General features: G+C 61.8%; 28 protein-coding genes and 1 pseudogene. 11 read left to right on the forward strand and 18 right to left on the reverse strand.

Annotation, left to right across the window (positions count from 1 at the left end; all coding sequences use genetic code 11):
* Positions 1 to 2: 2 nt before the first annotated feature.
* The 4 genes from Q8O80_RS06795 to Q8O80_RS06810 form a co-directional block, all read right to left on the reverse strand.
* A complete protein-coding gene (locus tag Q8O80_RS06795) occupies positions 3 to 734 on the reverse strand; it encodes a glycosyltransferase family 2 protein (protein WP_305578274.1) in 732 nt (243 codons plus the stop codon).
* Complete coding sequence (locus Q8O80_RS06800) at positions 724 to 1,428, reverse strand: DUF2064 domain-containing protein (protein WP_305578276.1); 705 nt, start codon at positions 1,426 to 1,428, stop codon at positions 724 to 726. The genes Q8O80_RS06795 and Q8O80_RS06800 overlap by 11 nt, the downstream gene beginning before the upstream one ends.
* Before the next feature lie 97 nt (positions 1,429 to 1,525).
* Positions 1,526 to 1,753, reverse strand: coding sequence for a hypothetical protein (locus Q8O80_RS06805; protein WP_305578278.1), 228 nt, complete (start codon positions 1,751 to 1,753; stop codon positions 1,526 to 1,528).
* A complete protein-coding gene (locus Q8O80_RS06810) occupies positions 1,747 to 2,349 on the reverse strand; it encodes an RNA polymerase sigma factor (protein ID WP_305578280.1) in 603 nt (200 codons plus the stop codon). Before Q8O80_RS06810 ends, Q8O80_RS06805 begins: the two co-directional genes overlap by 7 nt.
* 1,077 nt (positions 2,350 to 3,426) lie before the next feature.
* Between Q8O80_RS06810 and Q8O80_RS06815 the strand changes: the two genes are divergently transcribed.
* The 4 genes from Q8O80_RS06815 to Q8O80_RS06830 all read left to right on the forward strand — a co-directional run bounded on the left by Q8O80_RS06815 (position 3,427) and on the right by Q8O80_RS06830 (position 5,881).
* Positions 3,427 to 4,167 (forward strand): c-type cytochrome, encoded by a 741-nt coding sequence (locus Q8O80_RS06815; protein WP_305578282.1) that lies wholly within the window; start codon positions 3,427 to 3,429, stop codon positions 4,165 to 4,167.
* Between the two features lie 60 nt (positions 4,168 to 4,227).
* Entirely contained in the window at positions 4,228 to 4,992 is a 765-nt protein-coding gene (locus Q8O80_RS06820; RefSeq protein ID WP_305578284.1) for a hypothetical protein, read from the forward strand.
* A 29-nt stretch (positions 4,993 to 5,021) separates the two neighbouring features.
* Positions 5,022 to 5,492: an arsenate reductase ArsC gene (locus tag Q8O80_RS06825; RefSeq protein WP_305578286.1), complete on the forward strand. Its 471-nt coding sequence runs from the start codon at positions 5,022 to 5,024 to the stop codon at positions 5,490 to 5,492.
* 149 nt (positions 5,493 to 5,641) lie between these two features.
* Positions 5,642 to 5,881 carry a hypothetical protein gene (locus tag Q8O80_RS06830; RefSeq protein WP_305578288.1) on the forward strand — a complete coding sequence of 80 codons (240 nt, stop codon included), beginning with the start codon at positions 5,642 to 5,644 and terminating at the stop codon, positions 5,879 to 5,881.
* A gap of 194 nt (positions 5,882 to 6,075) precedes the next feature.
* Here Q8O80_RS06830 and Q8O80_RS06835 read toward each other — a convergent pair whose 3' ends face one another.
* The 6 genes from Q8O80_RS06835 to Q8O80_RS06860 form a co-directional block, all read right to left on the reverse strand.
* Complete coding sequence (locus tag Q8O80_RS06835) at positions 6,076 to 8,229, reverse strand: bifunctional diguanylate cyclase/phosphodiesterase (protein ID WP_305578290.1); 2,154 nt, start codon at positions 8,227 to 8,229, stop codon at positions 6,076 to 6,078.
* 42 nt (positions 8,230 to 8,271) lie between these two features.
* The gene (locus Q8O80_RS06840; protein WP_305578291.1) at positions 8,272 to 9,909 is read right to left on the reverse strand and encodes a methyl-accepting chemotaxis protein; all 1,638 of its coding nucleotides are present in this window, start codon (positions 9,907 to 9,909) and stop codon (positions 8,272 to 8,274) included.
* 77 nt (positions 9,910 to 9,986) lie between these two features.
* Entirely contained in the window at positions 9,987 to 10,475 is a 489-nt protein-coding gene (locus Q8O80_RS06845; protein WP_305578293.1) for a DoxX family protein, read from the reverse strand.
* A 6-nt stretch (positions 10,476 to 10,481) separates the two neighbouring features.
* On the reverse strand, positions 10,482 to 11,243 hold the full coding sequence (locus Q8O80_RS06850; protein WP_305578295.1) for a DUF2063 domain-containing protein: 762 nt from the start codon (positions 11,241 to 11,243) through the stop codon (positions 10,482 to 10,484).
* Positions 11,240 to 12,169 (reverse strand): DUF692 domain-containing protein, encoded by a 930-nt coding sequence (locus Q8O80_RS06855; RefSeq protein ID WP_305578297.1) that lies wholly within the window; start codon positions 12,167 to 12,169, stop codon positions 11,240 to 11,242. Before Q8O80_RS06855 ends, Q8O80_RS06850 begins: the two co-directional genes overlap by 4 nt.
* Before the next feature lie 30 nt (positions 12,170 to 12,199).
* The gene (locus Q8O80_RS06860) at positions 12,200 to 12,496 is read right to left on the reverse strand and encodes a DUF2282 domain-containing protein (RefSeq protein WP_305578299.1); all 297 of its coding nucleotides are present in this window, start codon (positions 12,494 to 12,496) and stop codon (positions 12,200 to 12,202) included.
* 248 nt (positions 12,497 to 12,744) lie between these two features.
* On the opposite strand from Q8O80_RS06860, the gene Q8O80_RS06865 reads away from it, so the two are divergent.
* Positions 12,745 to 13,053, forward strand: coding sequence for a DUF2790 domain-containing protein (locus Q8O80_RS06865; protein ID WP_305578301.1), 309 nt, complete (start codon positions 12,745 to 12,747; stop codon positions 13,051 to 13,053).
* 132 nt (positions 13,054 to 13,185) lie between these two features.
* Here Q8O80_RS06865 and merR read toward each other — a convergent pair whose 3' ends face one another.
* On the reverse strand, positions 13,186 to 13,626 hold the full coding sequence (merR, locus tag Q8O80_RS06870) for an Hg(II)-responsive transcriptional regulator (RefSeq protein ID WP_305578303.1): 441 nt from the start codon (positions 13,624 to 13,626) through the stop codon (positions 13,186 to 13,188).
* 71 nt (positions 13,627 to 13,697) lie between these two features.
* On the opposite strand from merR, the gene merT reads away from it, so the two are divergent.
* The 3 genes and pseudogenes from merT to merA all read left to right on the forward strand — a co-directional run.
* Positions 13,698 to 14,048 carry a mercuric ion transporter MerT gene (merT, locus tag Q8O80_RS06875; protein WP_305578305.1) on the forward strand — a complete coding sequence of 117 codons (351 nt, stop codon included), beginning with the start codon at positions 13,698 to 13,700 and terminating at the stop codon, positions 14,046 to 14,048.
* Between the two features lie 13 nt (positions 14,049 to 14,061).
* Positions 14,062 to 14,406 (forward strand): mercury resistance system periplasmic binding protein MerP, encoded by a 345-nt coding sequence (merP, locus tag Q8O80_RS06880; protein ID WP_305578307.1) that lies wholly within the window; start codon positions 14,062 to 14,064, stop codon positions 14,404 to 14,406.
* A 26-nt stretch (positions 14,407 to 14,432) separates the two neighbouring features.
* Positions 14,433 to 15,896, forward strand: a pseudogene (gene merA / locus Q8O80_RS06885) (mercury(II) reductase); the annotation flags it as partial.
* 101 nt (positions 15,897 to 15,997) lie between these two features.
* On the opposite strand, the gene Q8O80_RS06890 reads toward merA, so the two are convergent.
* A complete protein-coding gene (locus Q8O80_RS06890; RefSeq protein WP_305578309.1) occupies positions 15,998 to 16,612 on the reverse strand; it encodes a TetR/AcrR family transcriptional regulator in 615 nt (204 codons plus the stop codon).
* A gap of 151 nt (positions 16,613 to 16,763) precedes the next feature.
* On the opposite strand from Q8O80_RS06890, the gene Q8O80_RS06895 reads away from it, so the two are divergent.
* A complete protein-coding gene (locus tag Q8O80_RS06895) occupies positions 16,764 to 17,321 on the forward strand; it encodes a carboxymuconolactone decarboxylase family protein (protein ID WP_125024889.1) in 558 nt (185 codons plus the stop codon).
* 307 nt (positions 17,322 to 17,628) lie between these two features.
* A complete protein-coding gene (locus tag Q8O80_RS06900) occupies positions 17,629 to 18,057 on the forward strand; it encodes a hypothetical protein (RefSeq protein ID WP_305578314.1) in 429 nt (142 codons plus the stop codon).
* A 332-nt stretch (positions 18,058 to 18,389) separates the two neighbouring features.
* Here Q8O80_RS06900 and Q8O80_RS06905 read toward each other — a convergent pair whose 3' ends face one another.
* Together Q8O80_RS06905 and Q8O80_RS06910 are read right to left on the reverse strand one after the other, a co-directional pair.
* Positions 18,390 to 18,671, reverse strand: a complete 282-nt coding sequence (locus Q8O80_RS06905) for a hypothetical protein (protein WP_305578316.1) — start codon at positions 18,669 to 18,671, stop codon at positions 18,390 to 18,392.
* A gap of 428 nt (positions 18,672 to 19,099) precedes the next feature.
* Positions 19,100 to 19,432, reverse strand: a complete 333-nt coding sequence (locus tag Q8O80_RS06910; RefSeq protein WP_305578318.1) for a hypothetical protein — start codon at positions 19,430 to 19,432, stop codon at positions 19,100 to 19,102.
* A 135-nt stretch (positions 19,433 to 19,567) separates the two neighbouring features.
* Here Q8O80_RS06910 and tnpA point away from each other — a divergent pair, with 135 nt between their 5' ends.
* On the forward strand, positions 19,568 to 19,999 hold the full coding sequence (tnpA, locus tag Q8O80_RS06915) for an IS200/IS605 family transposase (protein WP_305578320.1): 432 nt from the start codon (positions 19,568 to 19,570) through the stop codon (positions 19,997 to 19,999).
* A 155-nt stretch (positions 20,000 to 20,154) separates the two neighbouring features.
* On the opposite strand, the gene Q8O80_RS06920 is transcribed toward tnpA, so the two are convergent.
* The 4 genes from Q8O80_RS06920 to Q8O80_RS06935 form a co-directional block, all read right to left on the reverse strand.
* Positions 20,155 to 20,685 carry a hypothetical protein gene (locus Q8O80_RS06920; RefSeq protein WP_305578322.1) on the reverse strand — a complete coding sequence of 177 codons (531 nt, stop codon included), beginning with the start codon at positions 20,683 to 20,685 and terminating at the stop codon, positions 20,155 to 20,157.
* Complete coding sequence (locus Q8O80_RS06925) at positions 20,666 to 21,712, reverse strand: DUF3179 domain-containing protein (protein ID WP_305578324.1); 1,047 nt, start codon at positions 21,710 to 21,712, stop codon at positions 20,666 to 20,668. The genes Q8O80_RS06920 and Q8O80_RS06925 overlap by 20 nt, the downstream gene beginning before the upstream one ends.
* A 41-nt stretch (positions 21,713 to 21,753) precedes the next feature.
* Positions 21,754 to 22,017, reverse strand: a complete 264-nt coding sequence (grxC, locus tag Q8O80_RS06930; protein WP_305578326.1) for a glutaredoxin 3 — start codon at positions 22,015 to 22,017, stop codon at positions 21,754 to 21,756.
* Positions 22,018 to 22,084: 67 nt separating this feature from the next.
* The gene (locus Q8O80_RS06935; RefSeq protein ID WP_305578328.1) at positions 22,085 to 22,504 is read right to left on the reverse strand and encodes an MAPEG family protein; all 420 of its coding nucleotides are present in this window, start codon (positions 22,502 to 22,504) and stop codon (positions 22,085 to 22,087) included.
* Between the last annotated feature and the right edge of the window lie 8 nt (positions 22,505 to 22,512).

The raw sequence follows: 22,512 nt of genomic DNA on the forward strand, positions 1-22,512 counted from the left end.
TCCTAGGGTTTATTGGCGGGGATTGTGGATGTTGGGTTGGAGCGGCTGTAGCGTCGAGCCAGATGAGTGGCCGGTACACCGAGAAAATGTGCCAGCGCGAGCAAGCGGTTGTGCAGCGAGCGGCGCCACCAGCCGTCGCGCTGCCAGCGTCTGGGGTCGACTTTCAACCCCTGTGCAATACGCTCAAAGCGGCCCAGCCTGCGCAGTCGCTTGACCAGCTCCACCTCTTCAAACAGCGGCCAGGGGCTGTGCTGCCCACAGGCATGGTAGGCACTGACTTCAACAAAGATGCCTTGATCGCCATAGGGCACCCCGAAATGGTTGCGCCAGGCAATCAGCTGTTCCAGCAAGCGGCTCTGCCAGCAGGCTTTGCCGCTGAAGCGGAAGGCGAAGTAACCGCCTACCACACCTGAAGCCATCCTGGCCTGAAGGTCGGGTAGTGGGTTGCCCTGGAGCTGGGCATCGGCATGCAGAAACCACAGGATCGAAGACCGGGCGTGCATCGCGCCCAGGCGCAGTTGCGCGCCTCTGCAGGGATCGGCCGGTATCCATTGCGCCCCGTATTGCAGACACAGTTGGCGGCAGTTTTGACAGCCCGCGGCATCTACCACGATGAGCTGAAGTTCTTGCCTGGATCGTCGCGCCAGTTGATTGAGCCGCGACAGCAGATGCTCGAGTACGGCGGTATCCTGCCAGCAGGGAATGATGACGCTGATCGGCGGGTTAGCTGGCATTGGCAGGCACTCCCAGTTGCTGCAGGGCGTGACCCAGGCTCAGCCGTGCGGGGCGGCCGTGCTGCGCGAGCAGGCCGGGCAGCGCATACAGATCATCCTTGTGGTCGATATCGAACAGCTCGCCCGCCCAGACCACTGAGTGACCTGCCCGCTGGCAGCAGTCGAACAGAGCCGTGCCCAGGCGTGCTGTGCTCCAGGGCAGTGCGCTCAGGTCGGGCCAGGGGCGGTTCGAGGCCATCAGCACCACGCCGCCATCTCTGGCTCCGAGCAGCACCGTATCACTGGCCTCGAGCAGGCAGGTCACCCGTCGATAGTCACTGGGCTGCAGTGCAGGGCAGTCACTGCCGATATAGAGCAAGCGTTGCAGGCCCAGGTTGCGCAATCGACGATCCAGGTCGTTGAGGCGCTGGCCCAGATTGCCGTCATGCTGCGCCACCCCCAGCGCCTGCGGGCAGAGTGCCTGCGCCCAGGGCAAATGGCGCGAATGGTCGGGAGCAATGACCTTGGGCGCGGGCCACTGCTGAATATCCTCCAGGGCGCAGTCGAGCAGTAACTGAGCGATCTCCAGTGCCGGTTGCAGGCCTATTTGCTGCGCCAGGCGCTGCTTGGAGTGCCCCAGCGCTGGTCGCTTGCATAGCAAGACCAGGCAGGGGGCACTAGCTGTGGGGGCTTCGGCTGCAGTGCTGTCAGTCAAGCGCGTACTCCAGATTCATGGTCAGGTCCGCCCCTCGTTGAGGCTGTACCCTTATGAGAATCTGCTCGCGTTTTTGTTACAGCGCTGACCCGTTCTGTTATTTATCCCGCTCTTGCAGTTTTTCCAGGATGGCCGCGCTATCAACCGCTGTGGTGTTTAGCGGTAGTTGTTGTAGTACTGCAGAGGTGAGTTTCAGCTGTTTGATGTACAGCGTGCAGCGCGAACACATTTTCAGATGCATGAACACTGCCCAGCGAGTGCTTAAGCGCAGATCACCCTCAATGATGTCGGAGCCGAGTTCGGACATCTCACGGCAGGTCAGCATGTTCCTACCTCCTCGAAATGATTAAGCATGGCATGCATCCGTTGCCGGCCGCGGTGCAGTAATACGCGGATGTTGCCCTCCGCCAGATTAAGCGCCCGGGCTATCTCGCCGTAGTCCAGCCCGCCAAGCTCGCGCATCATCACCACGCTTTGCTGGTCTTCAGGCAGCTTGTGCAGGTGTTTTTGAATGCACTCGTAGAGTTCAGCTTCGGTCAGAAGCTCGTCTGGCGTTTCATGGTGCCATTGGGTGGGCGGAACATCCCAGGCGCCTTGCTCGTTGAAACGTGCGCCTATGGGCGAGCCGGTATCGCTACCCCAGCCATCGAGGGACACCTCACGGCCTGTTTTGCGGCGCATGGCATGGGCTTCGTTGATAGCGATCCGGGCGAGCCAGGTGCGCAGTTTGGAGCGGCCTTCGAATTTGCCGATCGCGGCAAAAGCCCTCAGCCAAGTTTCCTGTGCGACATCGTCGGCGAGGTCATTGCCCACCAGTGGGGTGGCCATGGCAACCAGGAAGGCATGGTGCAGTTTGATCACCGCCTCCAAGGCGCTCTTGTCACCCTGGCGCAGCCGCTTGACCAGTTCCTGTTCATCCATCGGTTTCTCCCTCGGTGGCCTGAAAATGCGAATTGCAGGCCGCTACCATCTGATTAATTAGAAGCCTGCCAGGTTGCATTGTTACAGCGCAGTTGTAATCGCTTGTCTCGGACATGGCTGTACGCCAACCGGGGCGTTACTCGCTATCCCGTTGCTTGGCCGCGGAGAATAGCCGAGGTCAGCGCATAACAGTACGTGAGTGTGCGTTGAGCCAGGGCGAGCTTGTAACAAATCAGCGCTCCCTGCATCTGAGTCAAGCGAACGGTGATTGGCCCGTAAACAAAAGGGGTCATCCGGCGTTCGCAGGCCCAGGGTGGAGCAACATCTACGTTCCCTGCCCGTACTACTAGATACCCATAATAAATTTGAGGAACTGATATGACTCACCAACTGAAAAACAAAGCCAACGCCGTCGCTCGCCGTCCCCTGGCCGCCATGCTGTGTGCGGGTGCTCTGAGCATGGCGTTGGCAGGGCCGGTGCTGGCTGCAAACCCTTGTTCGCCTTGTGCCGCCAAGTGTGCACCTGCGGCCATGAATCCTTGTGCGGCGAACCCCTGTGCAGCAAACCCATGCGCGGCGAAGAACCCCTGTGCCGCCAAGAGTCCTTGTGCGGCGAACCCTTGCGCAGCAAAAAATCCGTGCGCAGCCAAGAATCCTTGTGCCGCCAAGAGCCAGTAGTCACTTGGCTAAGACGCTGCGGATCAGTGCATTTTGCTGAGGACCAGTTCCTCTGCCAGAACCAGCTCTTGCTGGCAAAGACGTTGGTTGATCTGCCCGGCCGTCACGTCAGCCATCGGCGGCTTGCTGCATGCCGCCGATGGGCTGCGGCAGGTGTGGCGGCATAGTCATCTGCCTAAATCAGAGGGGCTGGCGCTGTAACAAAATCGGCCGATTTGCTTCTTAGTTTTGTTGGGCGAACAGATGCAGGTGCCACCTGTGGGAGAGATCCATTGCTTATGGCGCCTGGTTCGGCAATGACTCGGTTTCTTGCCGCTATTGTCGAAGGGCGAAGACCACCTCGATGCCCGGTGCCCATAGGTAAATCCACAACGTACCGTTACTACATGGATTGAGGAAATGACCATGCGCCACATATGCCCCGACCTTCCCGCTTCACACTGTTATCGCCCCCTTGCCAGCATGGTGTCGGCGACGGTGCTGGCCATGGCGCTTTCAGGCCAGGTCATGGCCGCCAACCCGTGCAGTCCCTGCGCGGGCAAGTGCGCACCAAGCAGCTTGAATCCCTGTGCCGCGAAAAATCCCTGCGCAGCTAAAAACCCGTGTGCGGCGAAGAATCCCTGCGCCGGCAGTAACCCCTGCGCCGCCAATCCTTGCGCCGCCAAAATGAATCCCTGCGCGCTCAAGTCGGTCAAGCGCCCGGCCAACTACAAGCCCTATAAAGGTGCTCAGGGCGAGCTGAAGGCCTATGGTGAGAAGCTCTACAAGGATCCCAAACTGAGCAGTAACGGCATGTCTTGCGCTACCTGCCACCAGGGCGGCAACCTGTTCCAAGCCAGTTTTGCCAAGGCATACCCCCATGAGGTGGCCATGGCGAAGAATCAGTTCGGTATGTCCCAGGTGTTTCTCGACGAGATGATCCAGATCTGCATGGTCGCGCCCATGGCATCCAAGGCCCTGGGCTGGGAGTCGAAGGAGCTGGCGGCGCTGGTTGCCTATACGGCAAGTCTGCAGACGAGCTTCAAGCCCAATCCCTGCGCGGCCAACCCTTGCGCCGCCAAGAACCCCTGTGCCGCGAAAAATCCCTGTGCGGCCAAGAACCCCTGCGCGGCCAAGTGCGCGCCCTGCGCAGCCCAGTAAGAAATGTGCCTTGACCGGGGCGGCTGCTCCTCCGCTCCGGCCCTTTTTCGAGATCCAGCGATGAACGCCCAACTTCCTGCTTTCGATACCGCACTGCCCGACTGTGCGATCGAGTTGCCGCATGCCGAGCGGTTGAGCGCGGCAGAACGATCGGCTCAACTGGCTGCCGCAGAAGAAATCCAGCGCTGTCAGCGGGCCTTGAGCAAAGCCGGTCTCAATGTGGTCGGCGAGCTGCTCAAGGGCCATGACGGCTTCTACGAGATGAATCATTACCCCGATGGCGACGTGTTCGACCGCGATAGGCATGCGCAGTACTACTACCACGCTCACCGTGAAGGTGGCCTGGAACATGGTCATTTCCATACGTTTATCCGTGGTCAGGGCATCCCCAGTGGGTTGCAACCGCTGTCGGCGCCAGCGGGGAGTGAACCCTGGCCGAGCGGCGATGAGGCCATCGCCCATCTGATTGCCGTGTCCATGGATGCCTGGGGCCAGCCGATTGGACTGTTCGCCTGCAATCGCTGGGTGACGGGCGAGACCTGGTATCCCGCCGCAGCGATGAAACAGCTGCTGCCGAGGTTTGGCATCGATCATGCCCATCCATCCTGGCCGGCCAATCTGTGGCTGACTGCACTGCTGCAGCTGTTTCGCCCCCATATCCAGGTGCTGATCGAGCACCGCGATCAGGTGGTCGCGGCTTGGCAGGCGGCCCATCCCGGTGAGGATGTGTTCGAAGACCGCGCGCTGGAGATCACCGGCTATTTACCCATTTCCGTCGACAGCTGGGTTCAGGCCCTGAACCAGGCCCAAGGCGTTCGGCCCTGACCCGGCATAGATTGTTCCGTGAGCATGCGATGAATATTCTGTTTCTCTGTACCGCCAATAGTTGCCGCAGCATCCTCGCCGAGGCCATCTTCAACCATCTGGCCCCTGCGCATATGCATGCCTACAGCGCGGGCAGCAAACCCTGCGGCCGGGTTCATCCGCAAAGCCTGAGGGCGCTACAGCGCGCCGGCATCGCGATCGATGGGCTGCACAGCAAGTCCCAGGCAGAGCATCGGCCGCTGCAGCCGGATCTGCTCATCAGCCTGTGCGACAACGCCGCCGCCGAACCCTGTCCGGCCTACTTCGGGAGTGCATTGAGAGCGCACTGGGGGTTGCCCGACCCGGCAATCGAAGGCGGAACTCAGGCGGACATCGATGCGCTGTTCGATGCAGCAGTGGCAAGCATCGTGTATCGAGTCGACAAGTTTATCGCCTTGCCGCTGCCTCAGCTGAGTTCGCAGGAACTCGAGGTGGCGCTGATCTCTATTGGCCGCAGCTGAGCGCTTGTGAAAGGCTAGGTGTGAAGGCATTCGATATTTGCACCGCGGCCTATCGAGCCAAGAGCGTTTCCAGGCGGGCTGCTTGGTGTGGTGGTTTTCACCACTGATTGTCCGCACATGACGGCTGCATTTTTCGCGGAGGAAAGAACATGCTGACCTGCCGAGAAATGGCACAGTTAGGCTCGGATGTTATCGATAAGCAGCTGAGCCTTGGAAAACGCATCGCTGTCTATGTGCATCTGCGGCAATGCAAAAACTGCCGCACCTATATCAAGCAACTGGCTCTGACGTCGGCTGTCTTGCAGGCGTTAGCAGTGCCGACGGACAGTGCAGAGGTAGAGGCCACGCTTGGTCATATCCAGCACGCAATCGAGAAGCGCTCGGGTTAAGTCGAGGACATGGATTACCTGTTGATCGATTGCGCGCTCAAGCCTGGCCGCAATCGTCCGTTTCCGCGCTCCGCGGGTGCCCTCAATCCGTGACCGGTGTGGCAATGATCATCTGTCAGGTGCTCGCATCCAGCTGGAATGCGGGCTGTTTTACCTGTGATGTTGGTTCGCCGCGATGCTTTGAGGGGGCAGGGCTAGACAGTCTTGCTGTCGCTCTCTACCTGTAGCGCCGGCCTGCCAGCTACTATTCCTGCCAGCCCCGCGTGGGTAGCGGCCAGCCAGCCATATAGCTCGTGCACCGGCATCGGCCGGCCGATGCCAAAGCCTTGTGCCAGATCACAGCGATTGACCTGCAGCCACTCCAGTTCGCTGGCCGTCTCGACGCCTTCGGCGACAACCGACAAGCCGAGTTCACGGCACAGCACGATGGTCGAGCGCACGATGGCTGCACTTTTACGTTGCTGGTCAACCCGGGTGATGAAGGATCGATCGATCTTCAGTTCATGGACCGGCAGCGTTCTCACATAGGCCAGTGAGGCATGGCCGGCGCCATAGTCGTCGATCGATAGCTTGACGCCCAGCCGAGCGAGCGTGAGCAGGTGCGTGTGCGCCCGTTCGGGGTCGTCCATCAGGGCGCTTTCAGTTATTTCGAGACAGAGCATTTCAGCCGGCAAGGACGTCTGGATCAGCAGCTGTTGTAGCCCATCGATGAGTGCTGGATTGAGCAGGTCGAGTGCCGACATGTTGAGCGAGGCCACGAGTTCCACACCATCGCGCCGCCACTGCGTGGCGTGACCAACCACCTCACGAATCAGCCAGGGCGTGATCTCGCGAATGAAGCCGGTTTGCTCTGCAAACGGGATAAACAGATCAGGTGCAAGCAAGCCCCTGAGCGGATGGTGCCAGCGCAACAGTGCTTCAACCCCGCTGATGCGAGCGTCGGCAAGATTCAATTTTGGCTGGTAATGAATGACGAATTCATTGCGCGCCAGGGCATCGCGCATCTCGCCGAGCAAGGTGAGTTGCGCATGCTGCACCACGTCCTTGAATTCCGCGGCAAACGCATAACTGTCGTGCCGGCGTTTGGCCGCCTTGATTGCCAAGTCGGCGCGCCTGAGCAAGGCGGTGGGGTCATTACCATCATCCGGATAGAACACGATGCCCAGGCTTGCATCGATATCCAGTCGCTGGCCATCGAGGCGCATCGGCCGGCGTAGCGCGTCCAGAATCATCTGTATGTGCCCAGTACTGGCGGATCTATCGCTGCCTTCGTACAGAATGGCGAACTCGTCACCGCCAAGTCGCGCGACCAGGTGGGGCGCGGCAACGCAGGCGCGCAGGCGAGCCGCTATTTCGCCAAGCATGCGGTCGTCCACTGCATGGCCCAGGGCGTTATTGATCGGTGCGAAGCGATCGATATTGAGGATCACTAGGGCGCCATGTTCACCTGCGCTGGCTGTGGCGAGTGCCTCCATGAAATGTGCCCTGTTGGGCAGGCCGGTCAAGCTGTCGACATAGGCCAGGCGGGTTATCCGCTCTTCGCGAATCACGATGTTTCTGCGCATCAGAGCCAACGCGCGCAGCAGTACCTGCACTTCCGGGCCTCTACCGTGAGGAATGCGCTCGTTGTAATGGCCAGCGGCGATTGTTTCGGCCACGGCGACCGCTTCACCTATGGGCATGACGATGGAGCGCGAGATCAACAGGGCCAGCAGGGCGCCGAGTAGCAGCGCGCTGGCCGTGATCGCGACTATTTGCAGGCGTGTGGCACTGGCGGACTGCTCAAAACGCTCGACCTCCAGGTTCATCAGTGCTTGTTGACGCTCCGCCAGGCGCAATGTCTCATCCAGTAACGCATTCAGTGCAGCGTCCGTGTGCCGTTCGAAGTGCGCTCGAGCCTGAGTCAGGCCCTGGATTTCGATGAGCTCGACCGTCTCCTGAAACAAGGCACCATAGCGTTGACGCAACTCGGTGGCATGGGCGATATGCGCTTGCGGGTAGGCCCGATTATCCGCCTGCGCCAGGCCGGCGATTGCAGCATCCGATGCCGTCATGGCGGCATCCATCTGCGCATAAAGCGGGATTCGCTGATCCCGCTCGGGGGTTTGCAACAGGCGCAGCAGCTGGATGGCGGCGTGTTGCGCGTGCTGGTTCGCGCGCTCGGCGAGCAGGGCGAGTCGGGCGGGCTGATCGACCAACTCGTGCATGCTGACGCCCAGTGTTTCGAGGCGGTGCGAGGCCATCACCGAGAGGGCCAGCAACAGCCCGAGCAGGGCGGAGAACGCCAGGATCAATCGGCTGCGAATCGAGGCGAGCTGGGCGAATCGCTGCAGGGTGTCACCGATCATGCTGGTGTGCCTCCTTACTGTGCGGGGCTTGCTTGCGCCCGGCTACAGGCGGAAGGCGGCAACCGAGGCCTGCAATCCTGCGGCTGTTTGCAACAGTTCGCCGGTGATCGTTGAAAGCTGTTCGGTAGCCTGTTTATTGGTCCTGGCCATCTCGACGATGGTGCGCACGTTGCCGGCAATCGCCTCGCTTTCCCGGGCCTGGTCAGCCGCCAGTGCAGTCAGTTGTTCAAGGTTGTCGAGGGAATCCTGGGCATCGGTCTGTAATGCCTCCAACGGGGCGGCTATGCTCTGTATCAAACCCATGCCGTGCTCCATGCCGCGCTTGCCCGCGTCTATGTCGCGGGTCGCATTCTGGGTCTGTTGATTGATCAGGGTCATCACCCGGTCAATTTCTTCGGTGACATCCGCGGTGCGGTTGGCCAGCGTACGCACTTCATCGGCGACGACCGCGAAGCCTCTGCCACTGTCACCGGCCCGTGCCGCCTCGATGGACGCGTTCAGCGCCAGGAGGTTGGTTTGATCGGCGATCTGACGGATCAGGCTGACCGCCCCCGCGACTTCTTTGGCGCTCAGGCCGAGCCGGGCGACCGACTGGGCCGAGCCATCGACGGCCGTGGCGATCTGGGCGATTTCCGCGGCAACCACGCTGATGGCCCGCGCACCTTCCTGCGCCAGGTCGCGGGCCTTGAGGGCCTGGTCGCGGGTGGTCGAAACGTTGCCTGCCATCGCGCCGATGCCCTGGGATAACTGGGCGATGGAACGATCGATAGAGCACGCCAGTTCGTTCTGCAGTGCCGAGTCCGCCTTGACCTTGGCTGCGGGCACCCGCAGTTGCTCGGCCGCCGAGTCTACCTGTGCTGCGCTGCTCAGGATCGAGCCGATAACAGTACGCAGGCGTTCGCACATGCTGCGCATGCCCGCCAACAGTTTGCCGATTTCATCCTTGCCGGCCTTGCCGGCCTTGCCGGCCTTGCCGACCTTGTCGATCGTGAGGCTGAGGTCGCCGCCGGAAATCCGATCAGCCGCCATTCCCGCGCGATCCAGCGGCTGGGTGATACTGCGGGTCATATAAATCGCCATCAGCAGGCCCGCGATCAAGGCGCTGAAACCCAGGGCGAGCAACAGCTGGATAGAGCGTTCGGATGCCTGCACTGCCTGTGCCTGGCGTGCCTGCATGGACAGTTGCTGCTGCTCTGCCAATGCCGCTGTTTGCGCCAGCAGGGCATTGAGTGCGCTGAGAGTCGGCCCCGTCATAAGCTGCACGGCCGAGGCTCGCTCGCCCACTTCCAGCTCTTCTACCGTGGCACTGAAGTGCGTTTCATAGGCATTGCGCAGGCTTTCCAGGCGGGCGAGCATCGCCTGCGACTCAGGCTCGCTCATCAGTGCGCGAAAGCCCTGCAGGGCTTGATCGATCTCGGCGTTCTGCGCGTCGATCTCCTGGTAGATGGCGGTTCGCTGTTCGCGGTCTTCAAGGACGAAGAGCAGCAGTAAGCGACTGGCTGCCGTTTCGGCGTGCAGGTTGATGGCTGAGGCAAGCTTGGCACGCGCGGCATCCCCTTCGACGACGTCATGCATGCTCTGGGCCTGCTGATCGAAGCGTTGCAGGCTGATGAGGACAATGGCCAGAAGAAATACCAGGACGATGGCATAGCTGGTCGTCAGGCGCTGGCGAATGCTCATCGCAGTGTGTCTTTATGCATGTCGTTGTCGCTCCATGAGGCTTGAGCGGTGCAGGGCGCACTCGCTTGCAGCCTTTATCAGCTGAATTTCCGTGCAATGAAGCGATCCAGGGCGACAGCGCCAGGACCTTTCGCCAGCAACAGCAGCAGCACCGTGGCCCACACACCGTGTGTCGGGTAGGCATCGGGGTAGACCAGCAACTGGATGATCAGGGTCATGAGTAGCAGCGCCAGGGCGGAAAAGCGCGTGGCCAGGCCCAGCAGAATCAGGGCCGGAAAAATGTGTTCGGCAAAGGCCGCCATGATGGCCGCCGGTTCGGGCGCGATCAGCGGCAGGTGATATTCCTCCTCAAACAGATAGACCGCCGAGTCGGAGAGCTGTGGCATACCGAATTGAAACTCGCCGGAGACGATATCGAGGGCAAAGCCTTGCACCTTGGTCTGTCCGGACTTCCAGAAAACAGCCGCGATGGAAAACCGTCCGAGCAAGGCAATCAGCCAATAGGGAGTTCGTTCGAATAAGGCAATCAACCATTTGATCAGCTGTACCGGACGGGCCTGATGCATAGCGGGTTATTCCTGAAGAGTGAAGTGGGTGATGGCGCCGCCGCGGATCAGCAGCGCCAGTGCGTTACTCAGGTCGAAAGGCGCGGCGCTGTGCACCGCATCGGCGAAGCTCGCACCGCTGCGCAGGCAGTCGATGAACTGCGCGGCGCCAGCTTCAATGCGGACAATCTCCACCTCGAGGCCCTGACGGATCAGCAGCGCCGCTTCGCCAAGGTCGAGGTTTATCTCGCCCAGGCTGTTGGCTGGCGTTTGCCCCTGATGGGCGATCCAGAGCGATACCACGGCATAGCGTGAACGTACTGTCTCGAGGGCGGGGTGCAGGCTGAAACGCACATGGGCGAGGGCATTCGCATCGGCCAACAAGCCGGCCAGGTCGGCCATTGGCAACGCGCTTGCGTCTGCAGCGTGATAGGCCTGCACATAGCGCATTTCCAAGCGGGCGAGGTCGGCCAGGTAGGGCAGGCCGGAGGCCGGCGGGAAGCCTTGGACAAAGTCGGGGAACGAGTCGCCATACCACGCCAGTACCGGTGAACGGGGCGGCTCGGCGCGAACGTACAGGCGCGCCATGGCGCGGAAAAACTCTTCGCCGAGCATGGCTTGGGTCACCGGGTAGGTGTCGGCCAGAGCATCGATGAGGGAAACCGTGACGTTGTTGCGATAGACCGCAAAGCGCTGGGCCGGATCGGAGCCGTTCCAGGCACGCAAGCCCGGCGGGCAATCGCCGGTGTCGCTGAGTAAGGTGGCGGCGAAATCGTCATGGTCGCTCATGCCGGTGCCTTCTGCGACTCTGTGCCTGGCACGGAGTCCTTGAACAAGCGTTCCATGATGGCGTCCGCCTGCCGGGCTTCGTGCAGCAAAACCGCCAGCTCGGGAATAGCGTTGTCGCGTTCGATCAGTGTCGGTTTGGGCCCCGTCAGCCCCAGGGTAAAGGCATAAAGCGCCCAGACGGCTTGCGCCACGGGTGCGCCATGGCTGTCGATCAGCAGTGGCTGGCCGATGGAGTCCGTCGCTTCGGCAAAGCCGGCCAGGTGAATTTCGGCAACTGCATGCAGCGGCAGGCCAAGGATGTAATCGTGGGCATTGCCGCCATGATTGACGCTGGCCACGTGCACGTTGTTGACATCCAGCAGCAGCCCGCAACCTGTGCGGCAGACGACCTGGCTGATGAACTCGTTCTCGGCCATGGTCGAGGCAGCGAACTGAACGTAAGTGGCGGGGTTTTCCAGCAGCATGCGCCGCCCCAGGCGCTCCTGCACATGGTCTATATGGGCACACACATGCGCGAGGCTCTGCGCGGTATAAGGCAGTGGCAGCAGGTCATTGAAAAATCTGCCGGCATGACTGGACCAGGCCAGGTGTTCGGAAAACGACTCTGGCTGGTAGCGCTCCAGCAGTGCGGCCAGGCGCGCCAGATGGTCCTCATCCAGCGGGCCCTGACCGCCAATGGATAGGCCGACACCATGGATGGACAGCGGATAGCGCGCGCGAATCTTTTCCAGGTAATAGTGGAAAGGCCCACCCGCCACCATGTAATTCTCGGCGTGGACTTCAAAGAACCCCAGCTCGGGCGTTTGCGCGAGCACATCGCGAAAGTGTTCGGGCTTTAAACCGATGCCGGCACGGCTCGGCAACACGGGGGAGGCTGCGCTGGCAGCGTCCCCCATGAACGGTGTATCGCTGAGAGGTTGATTCATGGGAACGCTCCGCGACCGTTCATTCGTCGATCAGGCACTTTTTGCCTTGAATTCCTGGAGTTGGCCAAAGCCGGTGGGGGAGGTCGGTGAGGTGGTTTGTTCGCACGTACCCTTGGGCACCATGGACCAGGCATTGCTTTGATAGTCGACCTTCGAGGTGCCGGCGCAGGACGTGCCTGCACCCGCCTTGCAGTCGTTCTTGCCTTTGAGCGCTACGCCGAAGCACTTGTCTTTCTCGGCGGCGTGAGCGGTCATCGGAATGGCGGCAACTGCCAGGGCGGCGCTCAGGGCCAGGGCCAGGGAAGTGGTGGTTACGGCTTTATTCATGGGTCAATTCCTTTAGCGGGTTCAAATGGCGGGTGGATGAGAAAGCACGACGCTGGATATCAGCTCCACGCCCTTTGGAGGCATTGGCCGGTCGTTTGTTACAGCGGCGAGTTAACGCGGGAAGAGATCGACTCGATCGGTGCAGGCCAGGTGCCTGTGTGCGGACGAACAGCATGGCGCGAGCTGTAACAAGCGCGGCCACAGCAGATCAAATTCATGTCAGTCAAATTCCCCTGGAGGATGACGTCATGAAACGCACAATCCGAGTTGCCAGCCTGATCGCCGCAATAAGCCTGGTCGGTGCTGGAGGGCTGGTACATGCCGGCCAGACGCAACTGAAACAGGACATGCAACCGGGTATTCCGTCACACCTGGAGCAGATCCCGGTCGAGACCTACCACTACGGGATGAAGCTGGATATCGCGCGGGTTCTGGCCATTAGCGACACCAGCCAGGTGTGCGATGTCGTGCCCTCGGTCATGCACTACGAAGATAGTGAGGGCAAGCTGCGGGCCTTGGAGTATCTGATTCACGGTGGTGGTTGTTACGACAATTGAGCCCGCCGACAGAAGGCAGTTGCCGACAAGTGAAGGGCATTCGAGGGACGTCGATCAACAAGCGGGTTTCCGTGGCTGCTTGTCGACCGCCCTCTCGAGGGTGGGCCAAATGGGCTCAGGGCAGTGCTTGGCTCATGACCGGCTGGTGCCCAGTGGCAGTGGTTCCGTTGCGCCTTGCAACGAGGCGATCAGCGGGCAGGCAACCTTGCCCTTGCCGGCTTGGCAGGCGCACACAAGCTGGGACAACACCGCTTCGATGCGCGCCAGGTCGGCCAGCTTCGCCTGCACGTCCGCCAGCTTGCGTTCGGCCAGGCGGCTGGCCTCCGCGCAGTGGGTGCCATCTTCCAGGCGTAGCAGCTCGGCGATCTCATCCAGGCTGAAGCCCAGACGCTGAGCGGTTTTCACGAAGCTCAGCCGCGCCACGTCCGCCTGTCCGTAGCGGCGGATGCCGCCGGGCGGGCGCTGCGGCTCAGGCAGCAGGCCCTTGCGTTGATAGAACCTGATGGTTTCCAGATTGACTCCGGCGACCCTGGCAAAGGCGCCGATGGTCAGGCTTGGTCGATGGCTCTGCATAGCGCTTGATTCCGTACATGACTACGGAAGTAACCTTAAACCATCGATCAGCTACTCGAAAGGAGACAGGCATGCCGGAACAGCCAAGCGCAGGCGCCCCTCTTGCCGCCGGGGGACTCGCCGCGATTCTCGCCTCGACCTGCTGCCTGGGGCCGCTGCTGTTGATCACGCTGGGATTTAGCGGTGCCTGGATCGGCAACCTGAGCGTGCTGGAACCATACCGGCCACTCTTTATCGGCGCAGCACTGCTGGCGCTGTTCTTCGCCTGGCGACGGATCTTCCGTCCTGCTCAGGTCTGCACACCGGGCGAAGTCTGTGCCATCCCTCAGGTACGCCGCAGCTACAAGCTGCTGTTCTGGGTGGTGCTGGCATTGGTGCTGGTCGCGCTCGGTTTCCCCTACTTTCTTCCATGGTTCTACTGATCAGGCGTTAGTCATGAAAAATTTATCTGGAACAGGTTTTCGCCCCAGCCCCGAAGGGATAAGGCGCAGGGATGCGCCTTGGAAAAAGCTGCGCGCATCCATCGTTCTCGCCAGCCTGTTCTCTGCTCCAGCGTGGGCCGACAGCCAGACTGTCACGCTGTCGGTGCCGGGTATGACCTGCGCCGCTTGCCCGTTGACGGTGAAGAAGGCGCTGACCAGGGTCGAGGGCGTGACCAAGGTCGAGGTCAGTTTCGACGATAGGGAGGCGCTGGTCACCTTCGATGACAGCAAGACCAGCGCGCAAGCCCTGAGCGAGGCCAGCGAAAACGCGGGCTACCCGGCTTCGTTCGAGGAGTGAGAATGAGTAACCCCAATAGTCTGTTGAGGATTGGACTGAGCGACCGGGCGCTGGACGGCCCAGGTGTTGCAGCGCGGTGGGCGGACGGCGAGCAACCGCTGCACATCGCCGTCATCGGCAGCGGCGGGGCGGCCATGGCGGCGGCGCTCAAGGCCGTCGAGCGCGGCGCACAGGTCACCCTGATCGAACGTGGCAGCCTCGGCGGCACCTGCGTCAACGTCGGCTGCATACCGTCGAAAATCATGATTCGTGCCGCCCATGTGGCGCATACCCGGCGCCAGAGTCCGTTCGATGGCGGCTTGTCCGCCGCGACCCCGGCCGTATTGCGCGCACGCCTGCTGGCCCAGCAGCAAGGCCTGGTGGACGAACTGCGCCATGCCAAATACGAGGGCATCCTGCAGCGTACCCCGGCCATCAGCGTGCTGCACGGTGAGGCGCGCTTCCATGACGGACAACATCTGGTAGTTGCGCTGAGCGAGGGCGGCGAGCGCATGCTGGCCTTCGACCGCTGCCTGGTTGCCAGCGGCGCCAGCCCGGCCGTGCCGCTGATTGCCGGTCTCGGGGACACGCCGTACTGGACCGCCAGCACGGCGCTGGTGAGCGACAGCATTCCCAAACGCCTGGCGGTGATCGGTTCTTCGGTGGTCGCGGTGGAACTGGCGCAGGCGTTTGCCCGGCTGGGTAGCGCGGTGACGATCCTGGCACGCCATACGCTGTTGTTCCGCGAAGACCCGGCCATAGGCGCGGCGCTCGGCGCTGTCTTCCGCGCCGAGGGCATCGAAGTGCTGGAACATACGCAAGCCAGCCAGGTGTCTCATGCCGACGGCGCGTTCGTCCTGAGCACCCATCACGGCGAACTGCGTGCCGACCAGCTGCTGGTCGCCAGCGGCCGCACACCCAACACCCAGGGCATGAACCTGCAGGGCGCCGGCGTGAAGCTGGACGAACGCGGCGCCATCCAGATCGACCCCGGCATGCGCAGCAGCGCAGCGGCTATCTATGCGGCCGGCGACTGCACCGACCAGCCGCAGTTCGTCTATGTGGCAGCTGCCGCCGGCACGCGCGCGGCGATCAACATGACCGGCGGGGACGTCAGCCTCGACCTGAGTTGCATGCCAGCGGTGGTGTTCACCGACCCGCAGGTGGCCACCGTCGGCTACAGTGAGGCGCAGGCGCAGCAGGCCGGAATCGAGACCGACAGCCGCACGCTCAGCCTGGATAACGTGCCGCGGGCGCTGGTCAACTTCGATACGCGCGGCTTCATCAAGCTGGTCGCCGAGTCCGGCACGGGCCGCCTGCTGGGCGTGCAGGCGCTGGCGCCGGAGGCGGGCGAACTGATCCAGAGCGCGGCGCTGGCCATTCGCGCACGGATGACGGTGCTGGAGTTGGCCGACCAGCTATTCCCTTATCTGACCATGGTCGAGGGGCTCAAGCTCTGCGCGCAGACTTTCTTCAGGGATGTGAAGCAACTGTCCTGCTGCGCGGGATAACGGATAAATCGGCGCAATTATCAACTCGGCAACCGCTCCATCATTGCCATCTTGATTGGAGTGCGCTGATGAGCTGGCTGTATCCCACGGATGCAATGGGCTTATGCGGCGGTGCCGCTCTGCGCATATTGATCCAGCAGGGCAGCCATATCCTCGGCAAGTTCGAGTACATGCCGGGCGGGTGTCTGGCGCTGGGCAAAGGCGCGCAACCCGATGATCTGGGCCTGCAGCAGCCGAGCCAGTCGGGCGCAATCGACCTCGGGGCGCAGCTCGCCGCGCTGTTGCGCACACTCAAGAAGAGCGCGCAGTTTATGCTCGACGGCATCCAGCAACGCATTGACCTTGTGTTGCAGTTGCGGCTCCTGGTCGCCGACTTCGAGCAACGTCTTGACGAGCATGCAGGCCCGCGCAGGAGGCGCGCTGGTCGCCGTGCATGTATTGGCCAATGCCTGAAAATAGGCTTTGAGCGCCACCAGTAAAGACGGATGTGCATTGATCTGGCTCTGCAAGTCTTCCCCCATTTGACTGGCGTACAGACCCAGTGCTTCGGCGAACAACCCGCTTTTGCTGCCGAAGGTGGCATAGAGGCTGCCGGGACGCATGTCCAGTGCCTGCTCGATATGCTTCAGCGATGAGGCGAAGTAACCGCGCTCCCAGAACAGCGCGACAGCCCTGTTCAGTGCCGTGTGGCGATCATATTTTGCGACTCTAGGCATAGGGTTTCAGCTCGCGTGGTGCCGTCGACTCGGGTTTCGGCAGGCGCTTAGTTTGAGTGGTCACTCAACTATAGCTTGAGTGACCACTCAAATATAGGTAGCCTGGGCGCTATTGTTGAGCAATCGCTCAACACGCGCAGAGGCGATTTTCATGAAGAGCTTTAAACTGCACGACCAGTCTTCAGCACCGCAGGCAGCCAAGCCACTCCTGGAAGATTCCATGAACAGCTTTGGCATGATCCCAGGTTTGCATGCCGTAATGGCCGAGGCACCTGGCGTGCTGGACGCGTACAAGAAGTTGCATGCACTGTTTCTCGACAGCAGTTTCGACGCCGATGAGCAAACCGTGGTGTGGCAGAGCATCAATGTGGAGCATGGTTGTAATTATTGTGTGCCCGCACATACCGGCATCGCCAAATCGATGAAGGTATCGGACGACGTGACCAATCCATTGCGTGATGAAACGCCGTTATCCAACGAGCGACTGGAAGCGCTGCGCAGTTTTACCCTAGTAGTGCTGCGCAACCGCGGTGAGGTCGCCGATGCAGACTTGCAAGCCTTCTATGCCGCCGGCTATGAGCAGCGTCATGTACTGGAAGTGATTCTTGGCCTATCCCAGAAAATCATGAGCAATTACATCAACCATATTGCCAAGACACCGGTTGATAAGCCCTTCATGAAGTTTGAATGGCAGAAAGCGCAAAAATAGACCTTGGTCGAGTTCATGCTATGAGTTCATGGTGGTGACACTGCCAAGGTGGAGCTGCCTCGGCTGGGCGAGATAGTACTGATGACCAGAGTGGGGCGTTAATTGGTCCCCAGTACCTGTGCTCAGAGGTTGGGAAAATATCGAGCGCCGTCGCGAGGCGGTCGCAGTAGACGGGAGTTTTTCACAATCTCCCAGCGCTGCCTGGCACGACGGGCGCTAGCTTGCCGCGCTGACACAAGGAGTTCGACCGATGACGATAGATAGAGCACGTCTCTGGCATGAGGATCCGCGCCTCTGGCGCTTGGTCTTGGTGCGCTACCTGGTCGTATTCGCGCCCCTCAGCCTGCTCTGGGAACTCGCCCAGCTGCCGCTCTATACCCTGTGGACGCAGGCGTCGCCCGCATCCATCGCCTACGCCGTCATCCACTGCACGCTGGGGGACATGCTGATTGGTGTCCTGGCCCTGCTCGTCGCGCTGCTCGTCACCCGCGCCGGCCCGCTCGAGCGCTGGCGTTGGGGACGGGTAGGGGCCGTCGCGGTCGGTTTTGGTCTCGTGTATACGGCGTTCAGCGAGTGGTTCAACACGGCGGTGCGGATGAGTTGGGCCTACTCCGACTGGATGCCGCTGACGCCGATCGTTGCCCTCGGCGTCTCGCCGCTGCTGCAATGGTTGCTGCTGCCAACAGTCGCGCTGGCCTGGGTCCGGGCTGCTGCGCGCAAGGCAAACCAGGCTTGATCCTGGAGTTGGCGCCAGGGCCTATCTTCACCGGATCGCCCGAACGGTTGCTGCGTTCTGTTCGCGGTCGATTTCGGCAATAGCCGCATACACAGGTGGCGGCCGGCAAGGTCTTGAACGTGGTGTCTACGCCTGCGGGAGGAGTCCGCGACCTGTCAGGGGGCGACCCAGCGGCCGTAGACGGGATCGACTGTCGAGTAACCAGGCTTGGCGTGCTGCCTGCCAGATATGGCGGCGGCATCAAGCTGTGCGCCGAACCAAGCCTTCGCTGCGGGAGAGATGTCGGCATTGCCGGTATTCCCCCGATGCTTGATAACGCAAGGTGTACGCCATCAGTGAGGACCAAAGAGTGCCCGGTTCTTCAGAATGCCGGGTTCCGACCTTTCGATCCGTTGCGGCTGCTGTTCGCGTTCAGGGCCGGCGGCAGTGGGTTGCTCCTTGATCATCTGAACAAAGCGCTCGCCGGAGTCCTGGCTGGAGCGATTATTCACCACGGCCTGTTGCTCCAGGCGGTAGTCCATCAGCCGGTCACTGCCACCTTCGGCCTGAACCGTAGTCACGGCAGCGCCCATCATCAGTGCGGCCAGTGCCGTCATACTCAGTAGCGTTTTCATGGTGTCATCCTCTAAAGGTGCGGTATGCATCATTAGGATGGCTGGCGAGGCGCTTTGTTACAGGTGCTGTGCCGAGCGCAATGCGCTTCTAGCCGCCGCTGGTCGGAGCGCTGAGCCGCGCAGATACGCGCCGCCCGCTACCGCAAACCGCGCCAGCACGAATGCCGCGAGGCACCGGAAAAGCTGCTGCGGATCATGGTCAGCACGGGTGGTTGAGCGTCCTTGTGATCCTGCCCCTGGTCTTGCGCGGCACGGCATCCGCGCCGCGCAAGTCGGCGTGGCGCGACAGCCGGGACAAGCAACGGAAGAACTCCGCAAGGCGGTGTTGCCGCTCGATCGAATGGCCGGTGTTCCTCGTAACTGGGGAAGGGGGGATACCCAGGCCATGGGCATCTCCCCAGGGACTTTGTCGCGCACAACCTACGCCGTCAGTGAGGGCCGTAGAGTGCCCGGTTCTTCAGAATGCCGGGTTCCGACTTTTCGATCCGCTGCGTCTGCTGCTCGTGCTCGGAACCGGCGGCGGTGGGTTGCTCCTCGACCATCTGAGCAAAGCGCTCGCCGGAGTCCTGGCCGGAGCGATTCTCAACGAGTGACTCGCGCCGCAGGAAAAAGTCTGCAAGCCGGTCGCTGCCGCCTTCGGCCAGCAACAGCTGCGCGCCGTCACGAGGCCAAGGCTCGCTCACTTCGTCAGCCTGCACCGTAGCCACCGCAGCACCCATCATCAGTGCGGCCAGGGCCGTCATACCCAGTATCGATTTCATGGCGTCATCCTCCACAGATGCGTTACCCATCATTGGATGACTGGCGAGGCGCTTTATTTTCTATCACAGGGTTAAAACCACCGGCTTCCAGCCGGTCAGCTTTAGCGCCACCATACGCAGCTGGAGGGCTAGCGCATGGACTACAGATACGGAAGCCACACGGTTTACCAGATTGAATATCACTTTGTCTGGGTGACTAAGTACCGCTACAAGGTGCTGAGTGGGGAGGTGGCTGAGCGAGTACGCGAGTTGGTGAGGCAGACGTGTGAGGCGTTTGAGATCCGGATCGTGAAAGGTGTGGTGAGCAAGGATCATGTGCACATTCTGGTGAGCAGTCCGCCGAGTTTGGCGCCGAGTGAGATCATGAGGCGGATCAAGGGGCGCACGGCGAGCAAGCTTTTCGAGGAGTTTCCGCATCTGAAGAAGCGCTATTGGGGCCAACATTTTTGGGCGCGAGGTTACTTCTGCGCGACGGTTGGGCAGATGACGGAGGAGATGATCAAGCAGTATCTGGAGCACCATTTTGAGCCGAGCCCGAACGATAATTTCAAGATGGAACCGGACTAATGCGACGCGTCGTTCAGCCGACGCGTATCCGGACTTTCAGTCCGTAAGTCACTAACCCACCGACTTCAGTCGGTGGTTGTTGAGTACAGGTGCTGTGCCGACCGCAATGCCCTTTTAGCCGCCGCTGGTCGGAGCGCAGAACCGTGGGCTGGCAATTAGAGCAACCGCAGCACCCGGGGTGCGCCGCGACGCCGTTGCCAGCAGCGGCTCAGCACTAGCAGCACCAGGGACAGCGGTAGCAGCCAGGCGAACAGGCCGACGAAGGCGCCGAGCCCCGGAATGCCCAACGCCAGTAGCAGGTTGGGGGCGCAACAGGCGCCGCCGGCGAGCAGCGCCGGCCACAATCCTGCGCTCGAGGCCGCGCCCTGGGACAACGAGCACTGGGCGTTGGCACGTAGCGCCAGGGCGCCGTGCAGGTTGAGGCCCAGCAGGAGTGTCAGCACGCCGGCCAGGGCCAGGTTGGCCGGGCTGATCAGCAGTACCATCACGCTCAGTTCCAGCATGGCCACGGCCTCGAAGTGCCAGGGCCCGCGGCGCGCCAGCAGGCGTTGCCATTGCCAGTCCAGGGCCTGCCAGTTCCAGCCGGCCCGACCGATGTCCAGGTCGCCGATGGCGTACAGGTAGAGCAGGGCATAGAGTACGGCCAGGCAGCCGATCAGCAGTTTGTCAGGGGCCGTGCGAACCATCGAGCAGCACCGTTTGCGGGTAGAAGGCGTACCAGGCGAACCACATGGCGTCGAAGGCGTTGAGTGGCTCCAGGCCTTCGAGTTCGGCAGCCTGTGGCCCTTCGGCGCTAAAGCGCAGGTTGGCCGGATCCAGCTCGATCGGCGCATCGGCGCGGTAGACCCAGCCGGTATCCAGTTGCTGGTCCGCTATGATCAGAAAGTATTCGTCGCCATGGCGGTAGTGCAGGACTGCCTGTTCGCTCAGGTGCGCCTTGTCGACGGCGATGGCCACCCGTTCGCTGCGAAAGCCCAGAACCATCCGCTTGGCCGGCAGGCGGCTGTCCTGGTGCATGACCGGGAACATTACACCGGGGTCGGCATAGTAGCCCTGCAGCGGCAGGTAGCTGCCGTAGGGGTCGCGGTTGTAGTTGCGCAGGGCGCCGGTTGCACGGGTCAGCACCTGGGTCTGCGGATGGCGTGCCTGCCACCTTGCCCAGGTGGTCCAGACTACCCGCACTTCCTCCAGGCTGCGGCCCTTGGCCGGGCCGTCGATGGCCACGCCGGCGATCTGCGACCAATGGCTGTCGCTGGCGCGGTCGTACATCACCACGTTGCTGTTGAGCAGCTTGCCGGAAACGCCGAGGCTGGTGGCGCCGCGCTTGAAGCCGACGGCAGTGGCGGTGAGCGGGCAATAGCTGATGCTCAAACCATCCTCGCCGAGGCGGTCGTTGACGATCTCGTGCCAGACCAGGATGCGCTGCGGGTAGGCGCGCGCCTGGCCCTGGTGATAGACGCCGAAGACGATGTCCTGGGGCTCGAGATAGGCATCGGCGCTCGCGGCGTCGCTGAAGCGCGGGCTGTCGATGGCCGGAATGCCGTCCTTGCCGGGGCCGCCGGAAAGCATTGCGTTCGCGTACTCCTCGTGACTGGCCGACAGCAGGCGGGCCGGCCCCTCCGGCGGCATGGCCAGGGCCGAACTGCTGATGCACAGACAAAGCACCGCAGCAGTCCATCGCCTTTGCGCTTGCATCGAGGGGCTCGCGTGCATGGGCACTCCGGTTCGCCTGGAAGTCCAGTCGATGCCTCCAGCTATTGGCATGCCGCCAACAGGGGGGACAACTCGCCCGCGCTGTCGAGCCGCGCCAGATCGTCGTAGCCGCCGACATGCCGCTCGCCGACGAAGATCTGCGGCACCGTCCTGCGGCCGGTCCTGGCGATCATTGCGCTCAGGGCCTGTGCGTCGAGGTCGACGCGGATCTTGTGCAGCGGCCCGGCCGCACGGCGCGCCAGCAGCTGCTCGGCCATGCGGCAATAAGGACAGTGCTGACTGGTGTACAGGGTGATCTGACTCATGGCTCTACCTCTCGACTAGCCGGATACGAAAACTGTTCTTGCCTAAGATGAACGCGACGGCACTTTGTTACAGCCCGAGAAAAGGGCGCAGATCGAGGGCGGCGAGCAGCACGAGGATGAGCACGCCGGCCGTGAACACCTTCCTGCGCAACGCGACCAGGTTGGCGCCGACATGGATGTAGGCGTGTGCCAGGCGTGTGCCGACGAAGCCCCAGCAGAGGGATAACAGCAGCCAGTCGATCCCGTCGTTGGCCCAGGCCATGAATGACAGGACGTAGAACAACACGGGGGTCTCGAACTGGTTGTCGATATTGTTGGCGACCTTGAGCACGTAGTCGGGCCAGGCGTCCTTATGCAGCGCGCGGCGCCGCTCGTCGACTTCGCCGAGGCGCATGGCGCGGGATTTCACCGCCCCCAAGCGGATGAACATGAACAGGGTCAAGGCGACTTGAACCAGCACCGGCAGGAAAATCAGATTTCTATCCATGGCGCACC

The organism is Devosia sp. (assembly GCF_030689745.1).
Lineage (GTDB): Bacteria > Pseudomonadota > Alphaproteobacteria > Rhizobiales > Devosiaceae > Devosia > Devosia alba.